Source organism: Nostoc sp. NMS7, assembly GCF_017115085.1.
Taxonomy (GTDB): Bacteria; Cyanobacteriota; Cyanobacteriia; order Cyanobacteriales; family Nostocaceae; genus Nostoc.
In genome coordinates this window covers 1-15,402 of the sequence record NZ_JABXKJ010000206.1, presented here as the reverse complement: position 1 = coordinate 15,402, position 15,402 = coordinate 1, and the positions used below count along the sequence as shown (strand labels likewise).

The window sequence follows — 15,402 nt, the reverse complement described above, 5'->3', positions numbered from 1 at the left end:
GAGGATGTTTTAAAAGTTCTTTGGTCGGTAGCAAAACGTTTTAGATCCCCCTAAATCCCCCGATAAATTGGGGGACTTTGATTCCGGTTCCCCCCTTAAAAAGGGGGGTTAGAGGGGATCAACAAGTGCATAAAATCACAGTTAACTACTTTTCAAACAACCTCTGATCAGTTTCTAATATACCAAATACCATCATTACTTTTGGGCAAAATATGATATCTTTTATCAATCAATTCTAAAATCTTGGGACACTCTTTCTTAATCAGAGGCTGATAGTCATTACTAATAAATATATAAGCAGGTTTGGATAAATCTAACTCCTCTAGAAGTTGCGGCCATTGTTCTGATAGAAATAATTCCAGTGACCATGCATTTAGTGATGTTGCTTGAGTCCGACCAGATAAGTAGTAAATAGATGGATCACCAGCAACAAAAATCTCACCAGACAAACTTCCTGGTTGCGAGAGAAAGTCAACTTCTGAACGAAGCAATGTATAGTCTTTTCTAAATACAGTCTGATATTTAAATCTTGTATCTTCAGTTAAAGCAAAGTTATTCTGAACTAAAGCGACACTCTTGAATTGTAAATTAAATAAGAAAGGTAATAAAAACAATAATGGTACGAAAATCTTAATTAGTGGTGACCTCAATTCTTTTAAAGGCTGCCATAATATATCTAAACCTTTAGTTGCTAAAATACCTGTAGGTACAAATAATAGTAAATATTGGTAACTCCACAGTGACCTAATTTGGAGAAAAATAATACCCAGCCCAAAAACAAACCAAACAACAAATAGCAAGGTCAATAAATTCTTAGACTTACGCAATGATACATTTACTGCAACAGTAGCCATTAAAATTAAAGGGAAAAAACTCTTTAAGAACCATGCAGTTCCCAAAACTAACTTAGATATACTAAATGTGCCATTAGCAACCACCTGACTTGGATATACAAAAAATGTCTGATATACAATTGATAAACTATTGAACCAAGCAAAGTAGCTGACAACAACTAGAAGGGGAAAGATAATTCCTAGACAAATTGGTAAGCAAATTTCAACAATAATTTTTTTAAAATTTTGATGTTTTATCAATATAGAATAGAGCAAGATAGTTAGCCAGAAACCCAGCAAGATAGGCAAAAATATTAATTTAAATATCAGGACAATTCCACCCATAAAGCCTGAAAGCAAAAGTGGAATAAATCTTTGCTTTCCTTCGTGATTAAAAGATTCATAAGTCAGCCAAAGACATAGAAACAAAGGAAAACCAACTAATCCTTCTACTTGAGTAAATTGCCGATGATATGAAACAAGGTAATAAACACCAACCGTTAACAAAGGTACTAAACTTGCTATTAGCTGATGCCGAAAATAGGTTTTTAGAGTCAACTGCAATATTATAGAGAAAAGCACCATGTAAAGAAGTTCAAAAATATGGATGCCAATCTCATTAAAACCAAATAAAGTTCCTGCTAAGAAATAAAAGTAATAAATCCCAGGTTGCTTGAGATCCCAAAAATCCCGATAGAGTACCTTTCCTTGTTGCATCTCCAACGCACCTGTTGTAAAGAGTGCTTGATCTCCTCCAAATGGAAAAGGTAAATTTATAACACCAATTATCACAACAACAATCAAAACTAAAAAGTCTGTTTTACTTAATCTAGGTATACTAATCATAAAAATTTTCTGAAATTCCCCAATTTGCTTTACTAGTCTATTTTCTGGAGAAATATTTGCCAGCTAGGTATGATTGATTATGATACTGCACAGAAGGTACTGCAATAACTCACTAGAGTTCAAAACTCTATTTTCCTGGTTGGTAAAATAATACTTTAGAATCTCAATGATTTTTTTCGTGAATTCATGCTGTACTATCGGCATCGAAAAAGCTCCCCTGTATAGCCTTGATTTTTTGCCCATTTTTATTTTTTCTAATATTTTTCTTTTTTGGAGATAATAATTTTTCTCCTTTGTATTCTTTCCATCCTAGAACACGTCTAAGACCAATTTTCAGATATTCTTCTTGAGATTCTATACTAATAGAAATCCGCCCTAAACGTTTTGCTACAGCAGCAGATGTAAAGGTTCCTGCGAATGGATCAAGCACAACACTACCATTATCACTACTTGCAAGAATAATTCTCTCTAGTAATGATTCAGGTTTTTGTGAAGGATGATTTTCATATTCTTCCATTCGATATCTCACACGAGAAAAATACCATACATTCCCAGGTACTTTTTCTGTATTGTATTGGCTGGGAACGGATTTTCTGTAATCAATCAACTTCCTCTGTGCACCTGTTTTTGCTGCTATTTTAATATCAGCTGAGTTGAAAATATAATTGCTTTTGTCTTTAACACAGTGAAGTATTGGCTCATACATTGAGCCGAAATATTTTGTTGCTTGAACTCCAGAACTATCGTAATGCCAGACAATTCGGCTAAGAATTACGATTTTCTGCCTTAAGTAAAGGTCAAAGTATGGCATCGCTTGAGTGCTTGTCATCACATATAGGGTTCCATTTGGCTTTAATATCCGAAGACATTCATCAAGCAATTTGTATGCCCACTTTGCATACTCCTCCTCAGACTCCCATTTGTCGTAAAAATTTGAAAACCGTTTTCCGATGTTGTAGGGAGGATCGATAAAAACAATATCTACAGATTCAGAGGAAATCTCACTAGACAAAATATGTAGGGCATCACCATGAAATATCGTATGTCCCTCGTCTTCATATCGTTCAAACATGACCATTTATTATACTGACTATTTCCGCATACAGTGTGAGTGAGAGGAATTGGATAGGCGAGCGATCGCTAAGTACAGCATTTCATTGATTCGTAGCGAATTCTCTGTATGCCTCTGCGCTCCTACCCTGCGGGAAGGCGTTCGCGTAGCGTCTCGTAGAGAAGCGCCTATGCGTTTAAATTTCAACCCTCAATTGCCTTGAGATCATAAAACTTTGTATCCTGAATTAATAGGTCTTAAGAGTTCTTTTAAAACTGGTGCAAGAAGATTTTAGGCTAATTGTTGATTTAGTTTTAGTTCTAGGCGTTGCAGCCTGTGGCGGACTGTTGGCGGCACTTTTGCGACAACCTGTGCTGCTGGGCTATCTCATTGGCGGGATAATCATTGGGCCAGCCGGACTGGGACTGATTAAAGAAGTTATTCAAGTAGAGACTCTAGCACAGTTCGGGGTCGCCTTTTTATTATTCGCCTTGGGTGTGGAATTTTCCTTTGCGGAACTCAAGAAGGTAAAAGCGATCGCTCTTGGCGGCGGTGGACTTCAGATTGCTTTGACGATTTTGGTAACAGTTGTGGTATGTGGGTTAACCGGAGCTTGGGGAACTTTACCTGCTAAGGGGATGTTTTTGGGGTGTATTCTGTCCTTGTCTTCCACAGCCGTTGTCCTCAAGTGCTTGATGGAACGCAACGAAACCGAAACACCTCACGGGCAAGTGATGCTGGGGATTTTGGTAGTACAGGACTTGGCATTGGGACTGATGTTAGCAGTCTTACCAGCCCTCAACCAACCAGCAGAAACCATTGGTATCACCGTACTAACAGCCCTAGCTTTGATTGGTTTATTTGCTGCTGGGGCGATCGCTGCGGGAATTTGGCTGATACCGCCGTTGTTGCAACTGTTAGCCCGTACCGAAAGCAAAGAACTATTTTTATTAGGGGTTGTAGCTCTATGTTTGGGCATTGCTTTATTGACAGAGCATTTGGGACTGTCGATTGAGATGGGGGCATTTGTCGCGGGTTTGATGATTTCTGAGGTGGAGTACGCCGATCAAACCCTGACTTATGTGGAACCACTACGAGATATTTTTGCCGCTTTATTTTTTGCCGCCATTGGGATGTTAATTGACCCAGTGTTTTTGTGGAACAACTTAGAATTGATTTTGGGATTGGTGGCAATAGTTTTCGTAGGTAAATTTTTGATTATTACGCCCCTAGTGAAACTATTCCGCTACCCTTTGAAAACAGCGATAATCGCCGGTTTAGGACTGGCGCAAATTGGGGAATTTTCTTTTGTTCTCGCCAGTGAAGGGCAATCTTTGGGGCTGGTGTCCCGACAAATATACTTATTAATTTTGGGAACCACCGCAGTCACTCTCATGCTTACTCCCTTTGTCCTGCGGTTAGTGCCATTTTTATTTAACTTTGCCGAATCAATCCCCTGGTTGAAACCGTATTTAGAAGAAGAAGAAGCGCGGGATATGTCGGAAGATTTGCCCTTTAAAGACCATCTGGTAGTCTGTGGTTATGGGCGAGTCGGCAAAAATTTAGTAAAGTTGTTGCTGCAACACAATCTGCCTGTGGTGGTAATCGACCAATCAGAGAGTAGAATTCAGCAGTTGCGTGAGGCTGGGGTGTCTTATGTCTATGGCAATTGCGTAAGTTTACACGTTCTGGAAACTGCTGGGGTGAATCATGCCAAAGGAATGGCGATCGCACTTCCAGACCCCATGAGTACCCGTCTTTGCTTGAAACGCGCTTTGGAATTGCGCCCAGAATTAGATTTGGTTGTCCGTGCTACCCAGGATAAAAATATTGAGGTGCTGTATCAATTGGGAGCTAGGGAAGTGGTGCAACCAGAGTTTGAAGCTAGCTTAGAAATGGTAACTCATTTATTAACTGGCTTAGGCTTATTATCATCAGATGTCATCCAACGGGAAATGCAGCAAATCCGCAACGATCATTATTTGGAATTGCGGCCAGAGCGTTCTGCTATTGAAGTTGCTCGTGATTTGCGGCAAGCAACCCGCGATTTAAATCAGCGCTGGTATCCTCTCCCAGCTGATTCGCCCTTAACTGGGATGACTTTAGAAGAAGCAGATATGCGCTACTTAACAGGAGCGAGTTTGATGGCAATTCGCCGCGCTAATGGCGATGAAATCGATTATCCCAATAATCAAACCAAATTGGCAGAAGGCGATCGCTTGTTGATTGTGGGAGCAGATGAAGAACTGGCAGCTTTGGCAGAATTCGCCAAAGGACAGGCGGCTGTTCCCGGAGAAAATAGTGCTTGCCAGTGGATTACAGTTAATGCAGATGCGCCAACGTTAGGTAGAACCCTTAGAGATTTAGATATCGGCAAGCAATATGGAGTACAGGTACAGGCGATCCGGCGAGATGGCAAGTTTATTCGCTATCCTGATGGCGGCATGGATTTGCGAGTTGGCGACCAAGTATTGTTATGTGGTAGTTTAACAGGTTTGAGTCAACTAGAAGAGTTATTTGCGATCGCCAGTTCAGTACCCCTTTCTATCCCACTAGTCAAAGCTCGTGAGGCAGAAGCGCTCAAAGAGTTTCTGCCTGCGGATAGTGTGACGAAGTGCGATTGAAACTTTCTATTGCACTCGAAAAAAGTTACAGTGCCTTGTTTACCGCACTTCTCTACGAGACCCTTCTCTACGAGACGCTGCGCGTAGCTTGCTTCCACGAAGTGGTACGGCAAGCTTAGGGCATCGCATTTGGCTGTAGTTTCTCAAAGAGCGATCGCACCGACGCTAAAATAAGACCAACATTTACCTCAGGAGATGTTTTTTCTGAATGATTTCCCGGATGATCTAGTCATTGCAGAACTTCATGAAGCAATTGGTAATCTTGTGATTCGATTTCCACTACTTCATTGCGAAGAATGTGCTAATACACTCAAACAATGGCTTAAACAACGCGGAATTCATGGCAAGCTTTGGCGACTCTCAACTAAGTATGACAATGAAGACTTTATTCTCAGCGATCGCCTTGAACAACAGGGTTGCCCTGAAACTATCACTGAAAATGGTGTTCATTACGGAGTTGAAGTTTTTGAGAAAATCTTCGACAATCTTTCTCGACAAGGACTATGCCCAGATGACTGAATCAAAGATTTTACCTCCTTATCTAATGAGTTTAAAGTAGAAGTAATTGAGGAATTTTGAAGTTTTTTTAATGGAGTTAAACTCAATGAATGCATTATTTAACCTACTCGAAAAAATTAAAACCAAACCAGGTTTATATTTGGGGACAGCCTCCATTAGCAATTTACGGATGTTCATTCTCGGTTATCGTTTTTCACGCTCTGAATTAGGTATTACTAATACTGAAACCGAAAGTGATTTCTATAAAAACTTCCAACCTTGGCTACAAAACCGCTTATCTATCCATACTGTTAACGCTTGGGATAAAATTATTTTACTCACCTGTATTGATGAAAAAGCTGCATTTGATTACTTTTTTCAATTACTCGATGAATTTATCCAACGAGACAAAAGCCAAGACATTGACCCAATCCTGGCTGAACCATCCTCTAAAAACTTTAAAAACTCTCAACAAGTTACTTTGAGTACTTTTGACTGTAGTTTATCGAAGAGCGATCGCTCACCTGAAATGCCAAACCTCCCTAATCGTTAACAAGAAATACAAGCGCGATCACCTATGCTGTAGGGTGGGCATTTCCCAAAAAAGTGCGTTGTTTAGCGCACTTCTCTACGAGACCCTTCGGCAAGCTCAGGGCATCGCGCTGCGCGTAGCTTGCTTCCACGAAGTGGTACGGCAAGGCTCAGTGACCACCGCAGGTCTTACCCTGAGTTGTGAGTTTTAACTCCTCACTCCTTACTTACTTCACTCGTTTTTGGTTTAATATAAGCGATCGCATGTTTCCAAACAGTGGTTTGCTGACTGTTTTCATCAGCAATACAGATACAGTGTGGATCTTGCCATAAAACCTTTCCTGTGATTAAATCACCAGTCAGCAGCTTGAACTCCACTGACATTGTTTGTTTAATCAGATTTTGAACTTGTCTAATACTAGGTAAAGTGGTGTCAAATTCGGTAAGCATTTTTAGTAAAGATAAACCTACAAGGCAAAATAAAGAGTAACTAATCCTTGATAATTCATCCTTAAGGAAATGGCAATCGAATTTACTAAGTATCATGGTCTAGGCAACGACTTTATTCTGATTGACAATCGCTCCTCATCTGTGCCTGTAGTCACGCCAGAGCAAGCTATCCAGTTGTGCGATCGCCACTTTGGTATCGGTGCTGATGGTGTCATTTTTGCCCTACCTGGAGAAAATGGCACTGACTACACCATGCGGATTTTTAATTCCGATGGCTCTGAACCAGAAATGTGTGGTAATGGCATTCGCTGTTTAGCTGGCTTTTTAGCAGACTTAGAAGGCGAATCCCGGAATAAAGACTTATATCGCATTCATACCTTAGCTGGTGTGATGATTCCCCAACTCATATCTGATGGTCTGGTAAAGGTGGATATGGGTTTACCCAGGTTACTCGCTGGCGAAATTCCCACCACTCTTGCACCCGCCCAAGAAAAAGTAATTTCTCAGCCGTTGGAGGTGGCGGGGCAAACTTGGGAAGTAACTTGTGTAAGTATGGGAAATCCCCACTGCATCACTTTTGTAGAAGATGTAGCAGCAATTGAGCTAGAAACCATCGGCCCAAAATTTGAGCATCACCCAGCTTTTCCCCAACGCATAAATACCGAATTTATCCAAGTGGTACGCCGTGACTATTTGAAAATGCGGGTATGGGAACGAGGCGCTGGGATTACATTAGCTTGCGGGACTGGTGCTTGTGCTTCCTTGGTAGCTGGAGTATTGACTGGAAAATGCGATCGCGCCGCCACGATCGAATTACCAGGTGGACCATTGCAAATTGAATGGTCAGAAGTAGACCAACGGGTTTACATGACAGGCCCAGCCCAGAGGGTATTCACTGGGAAATATGCGAACTGTTTATAACAGGACTTACGCAAACAATAACTGAAAAGAATGATTTTTAGGTTGGGGCAATTCATGAATTGCCCCAATAGCCCCCTTGCTGACATCAAGATAAATATCTTGCACCCGCGATCGCCAGTTCTGGTATTTAACCAATTTACGATATCTGAAACTGGACTATTTTTATTTTTATCGACTAGACTAATTTGGTAATATTCCGCCCGAAAAACGGGCGAATATTATGATTAAGCAATTGTGTCGGTTAAACTACCTCATCTAAATCTCGTGAGAAATTTAGATGAAATAATTAATAACCCTCTATAGTATAACCAGCAGATTGCACTATCTGTTTAATTGACTCTTCAGAAGCCGCAGATTCCACAGTTACGGTTTTAGCATTAACGTCAACATTTACTTTGGCATCAGATTCCATAGTCTGAATAGATTTAGTTATTTTCTTGGCACAGTCATCACCTTTAATATTCGGAACTTTCAATTTAATTGCCATTAGTTACCTCATTAAGTCAACTAGAATTTCCATTTAATAAATATTATAGTGGTTGAGATAGTGAGCGCACATCTTGCTGAAGTAAGGTAATCGGGCATCACAGTGGCAGTATTAAATAATAGCTGTACATAAATTGTTATTGATAAAATTTGCAGGCAGTAAAATTAAAGAAGATGCCAAAAGATATAAAGTTATTTATGAAAATACCCTTAGTACTATTAACTTATAAAAAGCCACTTTTTTAGTTTGTTCTCAGATTCCATAAGACATTGCAGATTCTCCGATAGGCATTCCTGTTCGACATAGTTGTTCTGGCAGCATTGCCTGAACATACAAGCATCTATACGTAAGTCACAAAACCTTTAATCTGTAGTTTTTAACTTATTGCTATGCTATAGATACTTATGTCCAACTTTAAATGCATATATACATCTAAAAAACATCTGTCTCGTGGTATGAATGAGTCATCAGGACAATGTTCTTAAATTAGTTAATTCCGTAGCGATTAGTTTTGATGCACAAATTATTGCCATCTTCTGGAAATTGCATGGAGGTATTAACGCTAGATTGCAGAGATTATTTAGTAGAAATTGCTAAATATAGGAATCATATTTGATTTCTGAAAAAATCTCGGTAGTCTTGTAGTAGACCCTCTTGGCTAGAATGTTGCAAAAAAATTGTCGGTTGGGGAGCCACTGCGTTGCGCGGGTTTCCCGCGTTGTAGCAAGTGGCGTTGGAGGCTTTGCGTAACCCAACATCCTGATAATCAGTTGGGTTGCGCTCCGCTCCACCCAACCTACGTCTAATCCACTATTTTAGCCTAGAGGGTTCACTACGTGCATTTCAAAAATCAAATACTAAATCCCTCTCCCATATCTGGGGAGAGGAACTTTGAAATTCTGGCTCCTTTTCTCCCAAATCTGGGAGAAGGAGCAATCATTGCAAGTTTAGGGAGAATTGGGATTACTCAGGTAATAGTGCCATAAAAGTCTTGCACCGATCGCTCGCCACGGTCGCCAGTGCTGTGTCATTGCTTCCAGTTGGACTGGTGTTGGACGCGTCGCCAAGTTTTTGAGTTTTTGGAAAGCGATCGCGATCGCTAAATCGCCTTTAGGAAAGACATCAGGACGTTGCAGCGCCATTAGCAAATAAATATCAACTGTCCAGTCTCCTATACCTTTGAGGCACTTTAACTCAGTTCTGATCGCAGTTTCATTCATTTTTTCCAGCTTGGTTAAGTCAAGCTGATCAGTTGCGATCGCCTGAGCCAATCCACGACAGTATAGAATCTTTTGGCGACTGAATCCAATCTCTCTTAATTGAACATCATCCAATCTCAGAAAGTTTTCTGGCGTCAGAGTTACAACAACCCCACATAGTCGGCTAAATACAGCCCTTGCAGCCGCTACGGAAACTTGTTGTTCCAGAATGATGCACAACAGGGTTGCAAAACCTGGTTCTCTTGACCATATTGGTGGAGGTCCCAGTGTTTCTAAAATCCGAGCTAAATCGCTGTCAAGATTGGCAAGCACCATTAAACCACGGCTCAGATTTTCTTCAGTCAACGATTCTAGTTCAGGCGTTTGTGCGGCTGTTTCTTCCAATGTCATCTTTAAGAAATTTCAACCTAAAAAGAATAGGATACAGAGCAAGTGAATTGATTTATGGGAATTGTAATTTTGAATTTTGAATTTTGAATTTTGAATTCCCCTTTGGGGTTGATTCTTGTATAAGCAGTTTTTGTTTGCGCTCAATTCCCCAGTGATAACCACCAAGACTGCCATCAGTTCGCAAGACACGGTGACATGGTACAATCAGCGCGATCGGATTAGCTCCACAAGCATTTCCCACCGCGCGGACTGCGTGCGGCTTGGCAATATCATGGGCGATATCGGTATAGGTGCGAGTTTCGCCATAGGGAATTTTCTGTAATGCTTCCCAAACCTGTTTCTGAAATGCTGTCCCACGGACATCAACTGGTAAATCAAGATGTGCTTCGCCTCCGGCAATAAAGTTGAGGATTGCTTGTATCCAGTCTTTGTGTGTGTGATCATCACGCCTGATCTGCGCTTGGTGAAATTCCTGGTTCAAAGTGTGTTCAAGCTTGTCTGCTTCATCACCTAGTTTAACGGCACAGATACCCTTTTCTGTTGTTGCCACAAGCAAATATCCTAGTTGACATGGAGCGATCGCATAGACAATGCTGATTGTTTTTCCAGCTTGTTGGTAAGTCTTTGGTGTCATTCCCAATTGTTTAGGTGCTTTCTCATACAGTTGACTACTTGAACCATACCCCGTGTCGTAAACTGCATTAGCAATTTCCTCTCCTTTCTGGAGACGCTGCTTTAATCGTTGGCTACGCAGCGCATCTGCATATTGAAAAGGGGATACGCCAATTATTTGCTTAAATATTCTTTGGAGATAACTGGGACTCATTCCCACCTGAGAGCATAATTCTGAGAGGGTTGGGATGCGATCGCCTTGTGCTTCAATGTATCGACATGCTGCTAAAACTTTCGCCTTAGCCGGATTTGGAACTGTTTCAGATTGTGGCTGACAGCGCTTACAAGGTCGAAAACCTGCAATTTCAGCCTCTTGTGCCGATTGGAAGAAACAAACTTGATTGCGATTTGGTCTGCGACTAGGGCAAATCGGTCGGCAATAAATGCGCGTAGAGCGAACACCGTAGAAAAGCTTACCTTCAAAAGTGGGATCTCGATTGAGAACTGCTTCCCAAAGGGTTTTGTCTAAAAGTTGTGTCTGTTGTAATTGCATTTATATCTCCTTGGATGTATTGCAAAGTATCCCCACTTTGGAGATGTCTATTATTAGTTTCTGTCTTTAGGTAAAACTAGATTAAATGTATCGATAAACTACTTTCTATCTAATTGTTGCGATCAAACTTGATTTCTACGTATGAGAATTGCAACCCGCAGATCCCCGACTTCTTTAAGAAGTCGGGGATCTTGTTTCTCAGGAATAATCCCGAGTAGGCAATTACTCACAAAATTTCCGCCAAATCTAAAACAAATCCTGGCAAAACATCTTCTCCCGATAGAGTTTTAGGACTTTGTAAAATCTCAACTTCTCGATTGGGACGATAAATTTCTACCTGCTGCTGTCTTCTATTAATTAACCAGCCCAATCTTGCGCCATTCTCCATGTATTCCCTCATTTTGGCTCGCGTTTTTTCTAAGGAATCACTCGGAGACATTAACTCAACCACAAAATCGGGACACAAAGGAGCAAATCTTTCTTTTTCTGCTTCGCCCAAAGCATTCCACCGTTCCATTTTCACCCAAGACGCATCTGGAGAACGCTCTGCACCATTGGGAAGTTTGAAACCACCAGAAGAGTCAAAGGATTTCCCTAGCTGATTTTGACGACTCCAAGCTCTTAATTGATAAGTGAAATCGGCATTACGGTCACTAGTACTACTCCCCGTAGGTGGCATAATAATTAATTCCCCTGAAGCTGTCCGCTCAAACTTTAAGTCTCGATTATTTTGACAAAGCTGAAAAAATTGCTCGTCAGTCAAGTCGATATTTAATTCCAGGGTAGGAGGTAAACTGACGGTGGTAGTATTCATGTTATCAGTTTGGATGGAAGCAATATCTCTATTTTAGTAGTCTGTCAAGTCTACTATGCTGGGTAAATAAGTTTGTAGTTAGGACTTTAGTCCTTGTGTTAAGCATACTTTGTGCTTACTACGTACCAAGTTTTCCTTAGCTTGATGGACTACTATCGCAATCCTCAACTGATTCTCCCCCTGACAAATGGTTCACCCGATTGGGTGAATGCGATCGCCTGCTCACGATCTACTCTGAAATAAGGTACTGTTTTGCTTCTGTTAGCGATTAAGCCTACAGAATCAAAACTGTTAAATTGATTATTCTGGCTTTTTATTGTACATCAATAGCTTGTCTATCAAAGGGTCAAAGAGTGGATGAAACCGTTGTAAAATGGCTGTATACACCAAATTGCCAGCAAGAGCCTATTAACCTGCTCTCCAAACTTGCGGTCAATTTACCAGGGGTGATTTTTCAAGTTCTGCAACGGCAGGATGGTTCTGTGTTTGTCCCTTATGTTAGTTCTGGTTGTGAATATTTGTATGAATTAGAACCAGAAGCTTTACAGACAGACTTCCAGGTGCTATACAAACTGATTCATCCACAAGATATAAAAGCTTTTGCAGAATCTATTGCTGTTTGTAGCACCACTCTTACACCTTGGCATTGGGAAGGTCGGATAATTACACCTAGTGGCATTAAGTGGATTCAAGGTACTTCGCAACCGGAATTACAAGCAGAAGGCGATTTTCTTTGGAATGGCTTGGTTATGGATATTACAGAGCGAAAACAAGCAGAAGAAAAATTGCAAGAGAGTGAGGCACGGTATAAAGCAATTTTGGATGCTATCCCGGATTTGATGTTTCGCATCAGCCGCGATGGTAAGTATCTAGATTTGAAAGGTCAGGGAGCAAATGTCACTCTTTCGAGAGAAGAAATAATTGGAAAACATTTGCAGGAGTTATTGCCCAGTGATGTTGCGGCGATTAGCCAAGTAGCGATTGCTAAAACTTTAGATTCTGGAACTTTGCAAACTTGTGAATATCAACTATCAACGCCTTTGGGAGTCAGAGATTATGAGGCGCGGTTGGTAGTGAGTGGTCAAGATGAGATACTAGCAATTGTCCGAGATATCACCGAACGCAAACAAGCAGAAGTCAAATTACAAAATCTTGCCAAAAAATTTGCTAAAGCTTTTAGTTGCAGCCCGGATTCAATTACTATTAGTACGCTGAGTGAAGGACGCTTTATTGAAGTTAACGACAGTTTTGTGAAACTCTCAGGTTATGAGCCAGATCAGGTAATTGGTAAAACTTCTTTTGAGTTAAATCTTTGGGTACGCGATCGCGATCGCCTGAATTTGTTAGAGGAGTTGCAAGCCACAGGAGTTGTTCGCAACTTGGAATTTGAATTTCGGCAAAAGTCTGGCGAGATAATTACAACGCTGGTTTCAGCCGAAGTCATTGATTTGGATGGTAACAAGAGCATCCTAGCAGTCCATCACGACATTACAGAACGCAAACAGGTAGAAGCGCAATTACGCCTTTGTGGAGAACGCGATCGCTTATTGGCAAAAACCCTAGTGCGAATTCGCTCTTCGCTTAACTTAGAGCAAATTCTCCAAACCACCGTCACGGAAGTCAGACAATTTCTGCAAGCAGATCGAGTTTTCATTGGTTTAAATAATGCCAATTTAGGAGTCAGAACTCTTGCCGAATCAGTAGATCCCAAGTATCCATCAATCTTAGGTTGGTCTACTAATGATGAAGCTTATCTACAAGAATTAAGAAACTTACTAAAAGATAATCTTGTCCGTGTCGTTGAAGATATAACAAAAATATCAGTATCTCCCAAAGTAAAAGCACACTATCGAAAATTCCAATCGAAAGCTACTTTGGCTGTACCAATTATGTTAAACAACGAATTATTTGGGGCGTTAATTGCCAATCAATGCTCAGGATCGCGTCATTGGCAGCCCATAGAAATTGATTTGTTACAGCAGATGTCAGAACAGGTAGCGATCGCCATTCAGCAAAGCCAAATATACCAAAAACTAGCAGAACTTAACACTAATTTAGAACACCAAGTACAAGAACGGACAGCACAGTTGCAGCAGAAAATGCAAGAAGTAGAAAAATTGCATCGCGTCAAAGATGTTGTTTTGCACACGGTTGCCCACGATTTACGAACTTCGGTGATGGGTAACTTGATGGTGTTAAAGAATTTGTTAAATCAGGGAGTGGGACAAGGGGACAAGGGGACAAGGGGACATGGCGGACATGGCGGACAAGGCGGACAAGGCGGACAAGGCGGACAAGGGAGAATTATTGAAGAATCTCCCTTATCTCCTCCCAATGCCCAATGCCCAATGCCCAATGCCCATTACCCCTTATCCCCAGAGGGGGTCCCACCTTCCCCAATTCCAGTATCTCCCTCAATCATCGAGCGGATGATTCAAGGCAACGATCACCAACTGACGATGATTAACTCATTGCTAGAAATTAATTCTTGTGAAAAACAGGGTATTGAGATCAAACCCGAACCTGTGCAATTTAGCATCCTACTGGGAGGAATATTCGCCCAGTTGGAACCCATGCTGACACAAAATCAAGCAACTCTGAAGAACTTGGTTCCCGCAGATTTACCGTTAGTAATGGCAGATGGGACTCGGTTGCAGAAAGTTTTGGCACATTTAATAACACATAGGTTACAAAATAATCCACCAGGATTAAATTTTATTTTGAGTGCCACCGTTGAAGCTGGAATGATTCGGACTCAGATTCAAGATGACGGTGTGGTAATGAGTAAACTAGAGTGCGATCGCCTCTTTGATCTGCATGTCCGCGATCCCCAAGATTCTTGTTCTACAAGCATTGGCTTAAAAATGTATCTTTGTCGCAAAGTTATCAAGGCACATGGCGGTAAAATTGGTGTGATTACTAACCGCAAGCGCGGGTTAACTTTCTGGTTCACATTACCTTTAACTTTCTTTGCCGGAAGTCCCGCACTATAAAGGATTTTCAACACAAACTATCTCGCAAGCTGGTGAACGAAAACCAAGTCATCGTTGTCGAGAATTTGGCAGTCAAAAACCTGATAAAGAACCATAATTTAGCGTCATCTATTAGTGATTGTGGTTGGTCAGAATTTACCAGACAACTAAAATACAAGTCAGAAAAACAGGGAAAGACATACCTAGAGGTTAGCAGGTTCTTCCCTTCAAGTAAGACTTGTCACCTATGCCTAAATCAAATTAGTAGTGTGCCTCTAGATGTGCGTAGCTGGACTGGCCCCAACTGCGACACTAAGCACGATAGAGACATAAATGCAGCTACTAAGTGCGATTCGTTCAGTCGAAACCGAGCAATCGGGGGATGACTGGCTTCTACAGGGTAATCCATAAGGGTTGAGTTCGCACTTTAATCCCTTGTAGATGACAACTTCATAACCTTACAGGTGAGCGCCAGTACCCTAGAAAACGTCAAGTCCTGTCCTCCAGACGTAGGAGTGAAAACATATCCCCCACTGTAGAGACTAGGGCGTGTTTTCAAACTATAACCATAACAGAATGGAGGCGATGGTAATCATAGCT

Annotated in this window: 15 protein-coding genes; 7 read left to right on the top strand and 8 right to left on the bottom strand. The window is 41.1% G+C overall.

The features are described 5' to 3' along the window. Positions 1–167: 167 nt before the first annotated feature. Both HWQ38_RS23240 and yhdJ read right to left on the bottom strand, forming a co-directional pair. Complete coding sequence (locus HWQ38_RS23240; RefSeq protein ID WP_292798311.1) at positions 168–1,679, bottom strand: hypothetical protein; 1,512 nt, start codon at positions 1,677–1,679, stop codon at positions 168–170. 184 nt (positions 1,680–1,863) lie between these two features. Continuing rightward, on the bottom strand, positions 1,864–2,757 hold the full coding sequence (gene yhdJ, locus HWQ38_RS23235) for an adenine-specific DNA-methyltransferase (RefSeq protein WP_292798309.1): 894 nt from the start codon (positions 2,755–2,757) through the stop codon (positions 1,864–1,866). Between the two features lie 251 nt (positions 2,758–3,008). On the opposite strand from yhdJ, the gene HWQ38_RS23230 reads away from it, so the two are divergent. The 3 genes from HWQ38_RS23230 to HWQ38_RS23220 all read left to right on the top strand — a co-directional run bounded on the left by HWQ38_RS23230 (position 3,009) and on the right by HWQ38_RS23220 (position 6,405). After that, positions 3,009–5,354: a cation:proton antiporter gene (locus HWQ38_RS23230; protein ID WP_292798307.1), complete on the top strand. Its 2,346-nt coding sequence runs from the start codon at positions 3,009–3,011 to the stop codon at positions 5,352–5,354. A gap of 195 nt (positions 5,355–5,549) precedes the next feature. Next, positions 5,550–5,873, top strand: coding sequence for a papain fold toxin domain-containing protein (locus HWQ38_RS23225; protein WP_292798305.1), 324 nt, complete (start codon positions 5,550–5,552; stop codon positions 5,871–5,873). 85 nt (positions 5,874–5,958) lie between these two features. Further along, positions 5,959–6,405, top strand: coding sequence for a hypothetical protein (locus HWQ38_RS23220; RefSeq protein ID WP_292798303.1), 447 nt, complete (start codon positions 5,959–5,961; stop codon positions 6,403–6,405). 194 nt (positions 6,406–6,599) lie between these two features. Here HWQ38_RS23220 and HWQ38_RS23215 read toward each other — a convergent pair whose 3' ends face one another. After that, complete coding sequence (locus HWQ38_RS23215; RefSeq protein WP_292798301.1) at positions 6,600–6,833, bottom strand: RNA chaperone Hfq; 234 nt, start codon at positions 6,831–6,833, stop codon at positions 6,600–6,602. A gap of 69 nt (positions 6,834–6,902) precedes the next feature. On the opposite strand from HWQ38_RS23215, the gene dapF reads away from it, so the two are divergent. Next, positions 6,903–7,754 carry a diaminopimelate epimerase gene (gene dapF, locus HWQ38_RS23210; protein WP_292798299.1) on the top strand — a complete coding sequence of 284 codons (852 nt, stop codon included), beginning with the start codon at positions 6,903–6,905 and terminating at the stop codon, positions 7,752–7,754. A gap of 6 nt (positions 7,755–7,760) precedes the next feature. Here dapF and HWQ38_RS23205 read toward each other — a convergent pair whose 3' ends face one another. From HWQ38_RS23205 to HWQ38_RS23185, 5 genes are all read right to left on the bottom strand, one after another. Then, entirely contained in the window at positions 7,761–7,889 is a 129-nt protein-coding gene (locus HWQ38_RS23205) for a hypothetical protein (protein WP_292798297.1), read from the bottom strand. Between the two features lie 151 nt (positions 7,890–8,040). Beyond that, positions 8,041–8,241, bottom strand: coding sequence for a heavy-metal-associated domain-containing protein (locus HWQ38_RS23200; protein WP_292765494.1), 201 nt, complete (start codon positions 8,239–8,241; stop codon positions 8,041–8,043). Between the two features lie 947 nt (positions 8,242–9,188). Then, positions 9,189–9,851, bottom strand: a complete 663-nt coding sequence (locus HWQ38_RS23195; protein WP_292798295.1) for a DNA-3-methyladenine glycosylase 2 family protein — start codon at positions 9,849–9,851, stop codon at positions 9,189–9,191. 52 nt (positions 9,852–9,903) lie between these two features. Further along, positions 9,904–11,016 carry a bifunctional DNA-binding transcriptional regulator/O6-methylguanine-DNA methyltransferase Ada gene (gene ada, locus HWQ38_RS23190; protein ID WP_292798293.1) on the bottom strand — a complete coding sequence of 371 codons (1,113 nt, stop codon included), beginning with the start codon at positions 11,014–11,016 and terminating at the stop codon, positions 9,904–9,906. 226 nt (positions 11,017–11,242) lie between these two features. After that, positions 11,243–11,830 (bottom strand): Uma2 family endonuclease, encoded by a 588-nt coding sequence (locus tag HWQ38_RS23185; RefSeq protein WP_292798291.1) that lies wholly within the window; start codon positions 11,828–11,830, stop codon positions 11,243–11,245. A 111-nt stretch (positions 11,831–11,941) separates the two neighbouring features. Here HWQ38_RS23185 and HWQ38_RS23180 point away from each other — a divergent pair, with 111 nt between their 5' ends. The 3 genes from HWQ38_RS23180 (at position 11,942) to HWQ38_RS23170 (ending at position 15,188) form a co-directional block, all read left to right on the top strand. After that, complete coding sequence (locus HWQ38_RS23180; protein WP_292798289.1) at positions 11,942–12,073, top strand: hypothetical protein; 132 nt, start codon at positions 11,942–11,944, stop codon at positions 12,071–12,073. Positions 12,074–12,183: 110 nt separating this feature from the next. Next, positions 12,184–14,823, top strand: a complete 2,640-nt coding sequence (locus HWQ38_RS23175; RefSeq protein ID WP_292798287.1) for a PAS domain S-box protein — start codon at positions 12,184–12,186, stop codon at positions 14,821–14,823. A gap of 32 nt (positions 14,824–14,855) precedes the next feature. After that, positions 14,856–15,188, top strand: a complete 333-nt coding sequence (locus HWQ38_RS23170; RefSeq protein WP_292798285.1) for a zinc ribbon domain-containing protein — start codon at positions 14,856–14,858, stop codon at positions 15,186–15,188. The last annotated feature ends 214 nt before the right edge of the window (positions 15,189–15,402 follow it).

Bases quoted from the DNA above. Each gene is read 5' to 3' on its own strand.
- HWQ38_RS23215 (WP_292798301.1), bottom strand. From the start codon at position 6,833: ATGCTTACCGAATTTGACACCACTTTACCTAGTATTAGACAAGTTCAA.
- HWQ38_RS23220 (WP_292798303.1), top strand. From the start codon at position 5,959: ATGAATGCATTATTTAACCTACTCGAAAAAATTAAAACCAAACCAGGT.
- ada (WP_292798293.1), bottom strand. From the start codon at position 11,016: ATGCAATTACAACAGACACAACTTTTAGACAAAACCCTTTGGGAAGCA.
- HWQ38_RS23200 (WP_292765494.1), bottom strand. From the start codon at position 8,241: ATGGCAATTAAATTGAAAGTTCCGAATATTAAAGGTGATGACTGTGCC.
- HWQ38_RS23240 (WP_292798311.1), bottom strand. From the start codon at position 1,679: ATGATTAGTATACCTAGATTAAGTAAAACAGACTTTTTAGTTTTGATT.
- HWQ38_RS23225 (WP_292798305.1), top strand. From the start codon at position 5,550: ATGTTTTTTCTGAATGATTTCCCGGATGATCTAGTCATTGCAGAACTT.
- dapF (WP_292798299.1), top strand. From the start codon at position 6,903: ATGGCAATCGAATTTACTAAGTATCATGGTCTAGGCAACGACTTTATT.
- HWQ38_RS23185 (WP_292798291.1), bottom strand. From the start codon at position 11,830: ATGAATACTACCACCGTCAGTTTACCTCCTACCCTGGAATTAAATATC.
- yhdJ (WP_292798309.1), bottom strand. From the start codon at position 2,757: ATGGTCATGTTTGAACGATATGAAGACGAGGGACATACGATATTTCAT.
- HWQ38_RS23195 (WP_292798295.1), bottom strand. From the start codon at position 9,851: ATGACATTGGAAGAAACAGCCGCACAAACGCCTGAACTAGAATCGTTG.